This window comes from Helicobacter kayseriensis (genome assembly GCF_021300655.1).
Taxonomy (GTDB): Bacteria; Campylobacterota; Campylobacteria; order Campylobacterales; family Helicobacteraceae; genus Helicobacter_G; species Helicobacter_G kayseriensis.
Genome location: NZ_JAJTNB010000007.1, coordinates 55,732 through 65,013 on the forward strand (window position 1 = coordinate 55,732; position 9,282 = coordinate 65,013).

A 9,282-nucleotide genomic window follows, 5' to 3' on the forward strand; every position below is an offset into this window, starting at 1 on the left:
TGTTTTTGGAAGATTCTATCTTTTTGGAATAAGTTTTGCTTTGTAAGTTTCAAAAATTATTGAAGAAGGATAAAAAATGTTGAGATCATTATGGTCAGGTGTGGGTGGAATGCAAGCTCATCAAGTCGCTTTAGATGTTGAGAGTAACAATATCGCCAATGTCAATACAGTGGGATTTAAATACTCTAGAGCATCCTTTACAGATATGCTCTCACAAGTCAGCAATGCTGCGACCTCCCCACTGAATACAGGTTTGGGCGGACAAAACGACAAATCTATAGGGCTAGGCGTTGGCATAGGCGCAACAACAAAGGTTTTTTCTCAAGGGAGTTTGCAAAACACAGATGTCAAATCTGATTTGGCTATTGAGGGAGATGGTTTCTTTGTCGTCAGCTCAGACAAAGGGGTGACTCAAAAATTTACAAGAAATGGGGAATTTCTTTTTGATGCAAATGGGAATCTTGTCACAACAGGCGGACAAGTTGTGCAAGGATGGGTGAGAGATAGCAATCTTGAAAACCTTACAGATCAAACAATGTTTAAAGTCGATAACTCAGGTCCTGCCCAAGGAATCCAAATTGATCCATCAATGGTTATGCCCGCACGCTCTTCTTCTTCAATCTCTTTGCGTGCCAATCTCAACTCTGGGCGAAAAATCGAACAAATGGAAAGCATTTCTGTCCTTGATTCTGCAGTCAGAACAAAAGCAGATGGAACAAATCCTATCTATGATTCCAAATTCAAACTCCAACAAAATGCAGAGGATATGGGCGTTCTTTTCAACTCTGAGGGAGATGCAATGGCTCTCACAGAAGATCAAGGGATCTGGGTGAGCTACAAAAACTCTCAAATGCTCCGAGAGATCAAAGACACTTCAGGAGTAAGCACTCTAGGGCTCAATGGTGCGCTAATTAGTTTTAGCAATGATTCTAATGCAAGCGGAATTAGCTCTCTAACTGCAGCAAAAGATGCGATCAATGCCGCTACCAAACAAACCGGCGTAACAGCATTTATCGAAAATGGTGTGCTTAGACTTGAAAACAAAAATGAACTTGATGGAAATGAAAATCTCAAAAACATCATTATCACCGATTCAGGGACAGGAGTGTTTGCAAACTTTGCCAATGGAGATGCTGATATCACTTCATTCCGCTACAAATACACTACAAACAATGAGCCTGATTTCACCACAGGACAATTTAAAACCACAGAACAACTCAGAGAACTAATGCAACATGATGCCAATATGGTCAAAAATCCTGATGGTCCATACAAAGATAGCACCTCAACAGTTTCAGTCACCGTCAATCAATATGGAATGTTTGAAATCCTCAATAAGGATGATGGAAATGGACAAGATGATATTTTGAATGTTTTGGTTACAAGCTACTCTTCTGACAATATCGCAAGCAATGTGCTTTTTAAAGATGCGATGGCGGCACTCAATACAACAGCTCTGGTCGAGGGTGGAAAACCTACAACAAGCGAGCGTTTTACAAAAGCTATCCACAATGCAAGCATTGATGTCTTTGATTCTTTAGGCTCTAAGCACAATGTCAGAATCGAATTTTACAAAAGCGGTCCTTTAGAATGGAAATTCCGTGCTATTGTTCCCACTCCAGCAAGACTTGTAGGGGCAAGCGAAGCTTATCCAAATATTTTGGAGGGCGGCAGAGTCACATTCAATGGAGATGGAAGCCTTGCGGGTATCTATCCCCCTGCAATCGAGCTTGAACCTCAAAATGGAGCCAAAACTCCTCAAAGAATCGATCTAGCCTTTGGATCAAATAAATCTTTTGATGGTCTTACAAGCGTGGATAAAATCTCTGAGACTTATGCTATCGATCAAAATGGATATCAAGCAGGAGATCTTGCAGATATTCGATTTGATAACAATGGGACACTTTTGGGAGCCTTTAGCAATGGGCGCACCCTTGCGCTTGCTCAAGTCGCACTTGCCAACTTTGCCAATAACGCAGGACTTCGTGCAGAAGGAGGAAACCTCTTTAGCCAAAGCTCAAACTCTGGAGCACCCACAATCGGAGCGCCCAACACAGGAAAGCGAGGGGGAATCTCTGGAAGCAAACTAGAAATGAGTAATGTGGATTTGAGCAGAAGCCTCACCCAGCTCATCGTCACTCAAAGAGGATTCCAAGCCAACTCCAAAACTGTCACAACCTCTGATCAAATCCTCAACACTCTCCTAGCACTCAAGCAATAAGCTTGAGTGCACTTCTTGCTCTCTAAATCTTATTTTTTTGTAGAATGCTTAAAAACTTTACAAGGAAACACCATATGAAATATCATCGCATTATAGCTTTGGTGCTTTTTAGCATTCTCATCGCAAATGGAATGGAAAATAAGTCAGGAATACTCATTGGAATCGAAGGGAATCTTGAAAGTAGTCGATTTGATCGACCACTAATTAATGACAGGGGGCGATGGGTAGATCTTTATAATAGACTTGATGCATCAGGGGAAACTTCTGTCTCTTTCAATGGAGGGGTTAAGCTTGGCTATCAACATTATTTCACACAAAGCCTAGGGCTTCGCGCATCTGGATACTTTGGACTTGGATCACTTAAAGAGAATGTCGAATATCTTGATGCCCCTCAAAAATTCATTTCTAGCTATGAAAACAACTACCTCCTTATCAAAACAGGGCTTGATCTTGAGTTTCTTTGGGATTTTTGGGAGAGGGGAGATCATGCGCTAGGACTCAATCTTGGAGTAGGGTATCGCTATACACATTTTGGCTTTGAAAGTGGACAATTTAGGCTTATTGGATTTGGTGATCTTCGCATTGATAATATAGACAAAATCACTGCCAAAGAGCTCCCCACAGAACATTCGATCTACCCTTCAATTGGCTTACACTATTATTATCAAGCACATCAGTTTGCTCTCAATTATCGCTTTGGAGGTGTTTTGCATTTTGATTCAAAATGGAAATATATAGAAAATGGTTCACGAAAAGAATATCTTTTTAAACAAAATATTTCTAGCACGCCAAGCTATTTTTCATTTTCGTATGCTTATCGCTTTTAAAAATGGAATGGAAACATAATTTAAATTAAAAATACAATCTAAATAAAAACCTGAAAGGAAACAGACATGAAACGTATCATCACTCTAATGTTTTTAAGCATTGTAATCACAAACGGAATAGAAAGCAAATCAGGAATGCTTATCGGAATCGAAGGAAATCTTGAAGGCAGCCAGTTTAAACCCCCTCTATCTTGGGATGATGAAGAAGGATGGATCGATCTACACACGCGCTATGGACAATCCCCTATTAATGACACTTCTTTTTCTTTCAATGGAGGGATCAAACTTGGCTATCAACATTATTTCACACAAAGCCTAGGGCTTCGCGCATCTGGATACTTTGGACTTGGATCGCTTAGACAGAGAATGAAATTTTTTGATTCTGAAACAAATCTATATGAAAAATACGATAGCGACTTTCTCCTTATCAAAACAGGGCTTGATCTTGAGTTTCTTTGGGATTTTTGGGAGATGAGAGATCATGCGCTAGGACTCAATCTTGGAGTAGGGTATCGCTATACACATTTTGGCTTTGAAAGTGGGGAAATCTCTGCAATCTATGGAAATGACAAAGATTCTTATCTTAGGTATCACAAAACCCATCAAGTATCCTCTCCTACAGAGCATTCTATCTATCCCTCTATTGGCTTACACTATTATTATCAAGCACATCAGTTTGCTCTCAATTATCGCTTTGGAGGTGTTTTGCATTTCACTTCAGAGGGAGAGCAATCTTACAATGATGGCACATTGGGACTTATTAGACAAAGTATCTCTAGCACGCCAAGCTATTTTTCATTTTCGTATGCTTATCGCTTTTAGCCAAATCTTGCGCTTATTTAAAGTCGGTTTATGGAGATTGCCAATACTTAAGGTTTATCATTAAAGGAGCAAAAATGAAAAAATTCTTATTTTTTACTATTCTTGTGAGTCTATTACTCCATGCAGAGATCAATCTCTATGGACCAGGAGGGCCACACACAGCGCTCCAAGAGATCGCAAAGGTTTATGAAAAGCAGACAGGGATCAAAGTCAATGTCAATTTTGGCCCACAAAAAACATGGCAAGAAAAAGCAGAGCAAAATGCGGATATTCTTTTTGGCGCATCAGATCAATCAGCGGTTGCGATTGCGACAGATTTTGGAGACAAATTTGATCCAAAAGAGATCAAACCTCTCTATCTTAGAGAAGCAATCATCTTGACACAAAAGGGCAATCCACTCAAAATCAAAGGACTCAAAGATCTTGCCAACAAAAAAGTGCGTATCGTCGTCCCAGAGGGTGCAGGCAAAAGCAACACCTCAGGAACAGGAGTGTGGGAAGATATGATCGGACGCACCAAAGATCTCAAGACAATCGCAAATTTCCGATCCAATATCATCGCCTATGTCCCCAATAGTGGCAGTGCTAAAAAACTCTTCTTAGATAAAGAAGTGGATGCGTGGATCACTTGGCTAGACTGGGCAAAAAGCAATCCCGACTATGGCGATGTCGTCGCGATCGAGAAAGATTTAGTCGTTTATAGGACTTTCAATGTCGTTTTGATCAAAAATGCCTCACAAGAAGCACAGGACTTCGTGAAATTTCTCTCTAGCAAAGAAGCTGAGCAAATCTTCAAAAAATTTGGATGGTTTCGCTAAATATCCATCCCTCCCCCTATCCCCTAATGGATAGGGAATCTAAACCAAGATTCAGGGATTTTCCCCAAGCTTCAAAAATTATTTCTTCCAAAATACTCAAAAAACACCGATATAGACACCACTTGAAAGAATCAAAAAGAAAAAATTATTTCCCAAATAAGCTTTAATCTTCAAAAAGCAATACCATCATACAGGTGCCTAGACTTTGTTCTACATATCTTCAAGCCATCAAGAAAAACTTGAAAATTACAAACAATATGTCAAAAAATACAAGAGTAGAAGCTTGAGATATCGTTATCGCCGAAGAAAACTTCAATCATAAAACTATTTCAAAAAATCTCAAACTCCTCACTTTCATCATCGGCAAATTCCTCATCTTCAAATCGTGAGAAATTGATAAGCACATCAATATCATATTCAATCTCTTCAAGCTTATTTACATCCAGCGAAAAGCAAATCAAACTTCCATCAATTGAGAATGGCAACCTAATCTCCTCTCTTGTGTGATTATAAAAAGATACTGCAGAATCATTTGAAACAACCAAAAGCTCTGAATTTCCAATTTGCTTAGCAAGACTTAAAATGATAAAAAGACCAAAACCAGAATTTCTTTCACTCCCATAGATAGTCGGCATGCTTGCGGTGATCCCCTTTTTGACTGCCTCATCTATAGCCTCAATCTCAGACTTGATATTTAAAAATTTCGAAGAAAGCCTACGCAAAAACCCGCATCCCATATCAATAACAGCAACTTCAACAATACGCTTTGTAGGATAATATTGTGCCATTGTCCAACCATAAGAGCCAGAGTGGTCTGCAACATTATTCAAGAGTTCTGACACAACATAATTCAAACAATCTTTGAGGTCTTTTGCTAAATCTTCTTTTCCAGAAAGTTGTGAAACTATAGTTTGAACTATTTGTTTGGTTAAACTTTCGATTTCTCCTCTTTGATTAACTTTTTGAATAGGAGTGTATGTTTTTCCAGCACAAGACAAACGATTCATATTGTCAAAATAGCTATTTAAAATCTCGTGAATCTTACTTTGTGTCAAAAAACTTTTCAGAATCAACACCTTAAGTGGTGTAAGAAACTCTTTTTCTAATGTGTCTTGATTTTGAATTTGTGTGAGTATTTTATTTAGATCTTGATGAAGCATTATTTTTGCGAGCTCGTTCTTTGATGACAAAATTTGCTAAGTTTTTTATGTTGTCCTGTGCATTTTCAAGCACAATCTTCCTCTTGATAACATCAAGTCCAAACTTTGCATACAATAAACCAAAAACCTCATCAGCAAACGAATGGGAAACTCTGTCTATCCTCTGGAAATCAACAACAACTTGCCAATCTTTTGTTTCTAATAATTCAATAATTCTTTTACGCAAAATCTCTCCACTATCTCGTGAACCTAGGAAATCAAAATCTTCAAACATTGTGGCTACTTCAAGTATTGTTTTTTCCATTAGCTCCTCCCATCAAATAGCGTAAAAATCATGTGCCATATTACCAAAACGAAGAGAGAAAAAATAGCAATAACTCTCCATCACTTCGCCAAGACTTCTCATCATAAAGCTTCTCATTTTCACTCCTAGCTTCTTGATTTTTAATCTGATTAGAGTTTTTTATCATCTCTCTTTGTGAGAATAAGGGTTAGCTTGGCACGATAGAGTTTTTGCGGGCGGTTTTTTGGAGGGAGAAGAGCAAGAGAATCATCACAAGAGTATAGAAAACCAAAAGGAGGTTTTCAACACCCGAGCGAGGAGATCTATCGATAAGATTCATCACTCCAAAGATAAGAGAAGGCTTGCAATAGGCAATCCAAAAAGTAACACCAGAAAAAAAGAGTAGTCTGCTCCATCTCCAAAAGAGACTGCAAAATCCAACGAGATAGACTAAGTCTATTATTTTGCTTTGTGTGAAAAAAGGCACATTGAAAAACCCTATAAGAGTGCCCTTGGAATGACTATCAATAAAGGCTTGAAGATTTGTCCCATATTTACAAGCAAAAAGAGCAAGTCCAAAGCCCCCAATCGCAACAACTATCCAAGAAATGATTTGTAGCAAATCCGTGTGGTGGTCTGAGGTTTGGCGATAGAAAAAAAGTTGCCATTTATCAATCCATTCTCTAGAGAGGATTGGAGGGTTTTTAGAATCTAGTTCAATCTCTTTGCAATAGAGTTCCATTCTGTGATAGTCCAAACTATCTAGAAGATTATTTTGTTTGATATAGTTATCTTTAAGTGTTTGAAAACATTTTCGTAAATCAATGCGAAATTCTCTTTTTCCTGCCAACTCCCTAAAGGAATAGAAAAAAGCTTGTTCTGATGTCTGAATTTTTCCAACAAGAAATGCTTTTGAAATGTTTGGAATTTCAATACACTGAATATTAGTAAAATTAAAAAATTTCTCAAATTTACTTCCATCAAGAATCAGAAATGACAAAAACTTTGAATCTTGAAAATTTATTATTTGAAAATTTGAATTGATGATTTCCGTTGATTTTTCAAAAGTAGATAATAAAAAATCAGCTCTCTCTATTTTATTGAAATCCATTTCTAAAATATTAAAAATACTTTCTCGAATATGCAAATCATGCATTTTGTTCTGATTCATTGTTATCACATCGAATTGATTTTGATTCCAATACAAAAACTCATCGAAGGTATTTTGACAAAAAGATATGCGTTCTCCCACCGTTCGCTCAAACCAAAAACCATGCCTAAAGGTATTTTTGCCAAAATACCAATACAAACAACTGCTTTTATGCACATTAACAGTGCCATTAAAAACACACTCATCAAATTGAATCTCGGGTATAGAAGAAAAATTTACATCTTGCTCAAAAATACATTGCCTTACTTCAATTCTCTTCAAATTTGCAAAAGATACAGTTTCTAAAAAAGTGCATTTTGTGAAATACATCCCAATGTGCGAATCTATATCTTCAAAATCACATTCATCAATTTCTTGTTCAACAATTTCTATCATTCCAAGTTCAAAGGAATATGAAATATCTTGACCAAAAATCCTTTCAATTAAATCATCATAAAGCATTATTACCCTTTAGCAACCATAATCCCCCTCCTCTCACCCATAAGAGTATAGAAGATACAGACCAGAATATCAATTTGAGATTCTAGCTCTAAGGTGAGAATCATGATTTCCTCTCTCATCGCTTTCCTTTAGCTTGGGATGATGGAGTTTTTGCGGGCGGTTTTTTGGAGAGAGAAGAGCATCAAAAACATCAAGATACAATACACCACGCTAAGGCTCTGCATCGCAGGGAATGAAGTAGATGAGGAAGATTCTAAAAACTTGCCTATAAAGGGAAGTAAAAGAGTGGGTTTAAAAATCAAAACTCCAAAGACTAAAAGATAAAAGAAAATATTTCTTATTTTTATCAAAAGCTTATTTTTCAAGAGATCTAGGCTGATCAACGCTCCAAAACTCACGACAAACGCAAGACACAAAAACACAATAGAAAAAGATTCTGAGAAGTTATTTTGATTCCAAGAAAGGTTTTGTAAATCTTGCTTTTCTGTTTTTAGTTCTGATTTTGTAAGAGAATAGGTCGTTTTGCGAGTGGATAGATCTATGGCCGAAGTTTCAACACTTCCAAAATATCGTCTTTCATAGTCCAAATGCTTCTCTCCATATTTGATTGAACCAAAGGCAAAAATCCCAAAAAGTGCGATGAGCAAAATCACATTGTTGAAAATCTTGGCTAGATCCGTGTGGTGATCGGAAGTAAGGCGGTAGAAACATAGTTGCCACTTTTCAATTTTCTCTTTAAATGAAGCTTTGTTTTCTCGCACCTTTTCTTCTAGCTCTATTTCTCTAGCATAGAGTTCTTGAGCCCTCAGTTCAGAAGCATCGATGAGGTTGTGATATGCCAAGCGATTGCTTTTGAGCCTCCTAAACAAATCTCGCCAAAGTGAAGGGTTTTTTCTCTCTTGAGTATTAGTCTCATTCTTTATCTCATTCTCAATGTCATCATATTCATAGTGCAAGTGTTGATGCTCAATATTAAACTGATTGCCAAAGGTGCAATTCAAAAAATCAGGCTTTTTTGATCCAAAATCTGCCTCATCAAACGAAGTAATCCCCCCAAAGATACTTCCCCGAAAATCTGCCTTTTGCTTAAAACTTGTTTTATAAAAACTTGTTAGATCCTTGAATACTACTCCATTAAATCTTGCATTTCCCACAAATTCTACTTCAGAGAAATCTGATTCTTTAAAAACGACATTTTTAAATCCTGCTTTTTTGAAAGTTGTGGGCTTCTTCCCTCCATCTGTGTCAATGGAACAAAATGAAGTCTTTCCTCCAAAATAAACAGAATCAAATGCAACTTCCTCTTCAAAAGAAACACCCCGCCAGACTGAAGATGCTTCAAAAATTGTTTTCCTAAAAAATACTTGATGAAAAGAAACCTGACTCCACAAGGCATCTTTTGCAAATTTTGTCATCGCAAAACTTGTTTTCCCCTTAAAATCATTCAAAGTAAACAGAACATCTCCATCAAAGTGGGTTGCTCTAAAATCATTTTCAATGGTTTTGCTATCGGTGGCTTGTGCTTGAAATTTAGCATTG

Annotated in this window: 8 protein-coding genes; 4 read left to right on the forward strand and 4 right to left on the reverse strand. The window is 37.3% G+C overall.

What is annotated here, in order from left to right; genetic code table 11:
- The first annotated feature begins 76 nt into the window (after positions 1 to 76).
- The 4 genes from flgE (at position 77) to LW137_RS05660 (ending at position 4,688) form a co-directional block, all read left to right on the forward strand.
- Positions 77 to 2,221 (forward strand): flagellar hook protein FlgE, encoded by a 2,145-nt coding sequence (flgE, locus tag LW137_RS05645; RefSeq protein ID WP_233034070.1) that lies wholly within the window; start codon positions 77 to 79, stop codon positions 2,219 to 2,221.
- Between the two features lie 74 nt (positions 2,222 to 2,295).
- The gene (locus tag LW137_RS05650; RefSeq protein WP_233034072.1) at positions 2,296 to 3,048 is read left to right on the forward strand and encodes an outer membrane beta-barrel protein; all 753 of its coding nucleotides are present in this window, start codon (positions 2,296 to 2,298) and stop codon (positions 3,046 to 3,048) included.
- A 66-nt stretch (positions 3,049 to 3,114) separates the two neighbouring features.
- The gene (locus LW137_RS05655) at positions 3,115 to 3,870 is read left to right on the forward strand and encodes an outer membrane beta-barrel protein (protein ID WP_233034074.1); all 756 of its coding nucleotides are present in this window, start codon (positions 3,115 to 3,117) and stop codon (positions 3,868 to 3,870) included.
- Positions 3,871 to 3,944: 74 nt separating this feature from the next.
- On the forward strand, positions 3,945 to 4,688 hold the full coding sequence (locus LW137_RS05660) for an extracellular solute-binding protein (protein ID WP_233034076.1): 744 nt from the start codon (positions 3,945 to 3,947) through the stop codon (positions 4,686 to 4,688).
- 329 nt (positions 4,689 to 5,017) lie between these two features.
- Here LW137_RS05660 and LW137_RS05665 read toward each other — a convergent pair whose 3' ends face one another.
- From LW137_RS05665 to LW137_RS05680, 4 genes are all read right to left on the reverse strand, one after another.
- Positions 5,018 to 5,848: a hypothetical protein gene (locus LW137_RS05665; RefSeq protein ID WP_233034078.1), complete on the reverse strand. Its 831-nt coding sequence runs from the start codon at positions 5,846 to 5,848 to the stop codon at positions 5,018 to 5,020.
- Positions 5,826 to 6,152, reverse strand: coding sequence for an STAS-like domain-containing protein (locus tag LW137_RS05670; protein ID WP_233034079.1), 327 nt, complete (start codon positions 6,150 to 6,152; stop codon positions 5,826 to 5,828). Before LW137_RS05670 ends, LW137_RS05665 begins: the two co-directional genes overlap by 23 nt.
- A 187-nt stretch (positions 6,153 to 6,339) precedes the next feature.
- Complete coding sequence (locus LW137_RS05675; RefSeq protein ID WP_233034080.1) at positions 6,340 to 7,743, reverse strand: hypothetical protein; 1,404 nt, start codon at positions 7,741 to 7,743, stop codon at positions 6,340 to 6,342.
- A gap of 128 nt (positions 7,744 to 7,871) precedes the next feature.
- On the reverse strand, positions 7,872 to 9,282 hold a 1,411-nt coding region (locus tag LW137_RS05680), incomplete at its 5' end, for a pentapeptide repeat-containing protein (RefSeq protein WP_346344794.1).

What these genes read in the sequence shown, in the direction of transcription:
- flgE (WP_233034070.1), top strand. Translation starts at nt 77, where the DNA reads ATGTTGAGATCATTATGGTCAGGTGTGGGTGGAATGCAAGCTCATCAA.
- LW137_RS05650 (WP_233034072.1), top strand. Translation starts at nt 2,296, where the DNA reads ATGAAATATCATCGCATTATAGCTTTGGTGCTTTTTAGCATTCTCATC.
- LW137_RS05655 (WP_233034074.1), top strand. Translation starts at nt 3,115, where the DNA reads ATGAAACGTATCATCACTCTAATGTTTTTAAGCATTGTAATCACAAAC.
- LW137_RS05660 (WP_233034076.1), top strand. Translation starts at nt 3,945, where the DNA reads ATGAAAAAATTCTTATTTTTTACTATTCTTGTGAGTCTATTACTCCAT.
- LW137_RS05665 (WP_233034078.1), bottom strand. Translation starts at nt 5,848, where the DNA reads ATGCTTCATCAAGATCTAAATAAAATACTCACACAAATTCAAAATCAA.
- LW137_RS05670 (WP_233034079.1), bottom strand. Translation starts at nt 6,152, where the DNA reads ATGGAAAAAACAATACTTGAAGTAGCCACAATGTTTGAAGATTTTGAT.
- LW137_RS05675 (WP_233034080.1), bottom strand. Translation starts at nt 7,743, where the DNA reads ATGCTTTATGATGATTTAATTGAAAGGATTTTTGGTCAAGATATTTCA.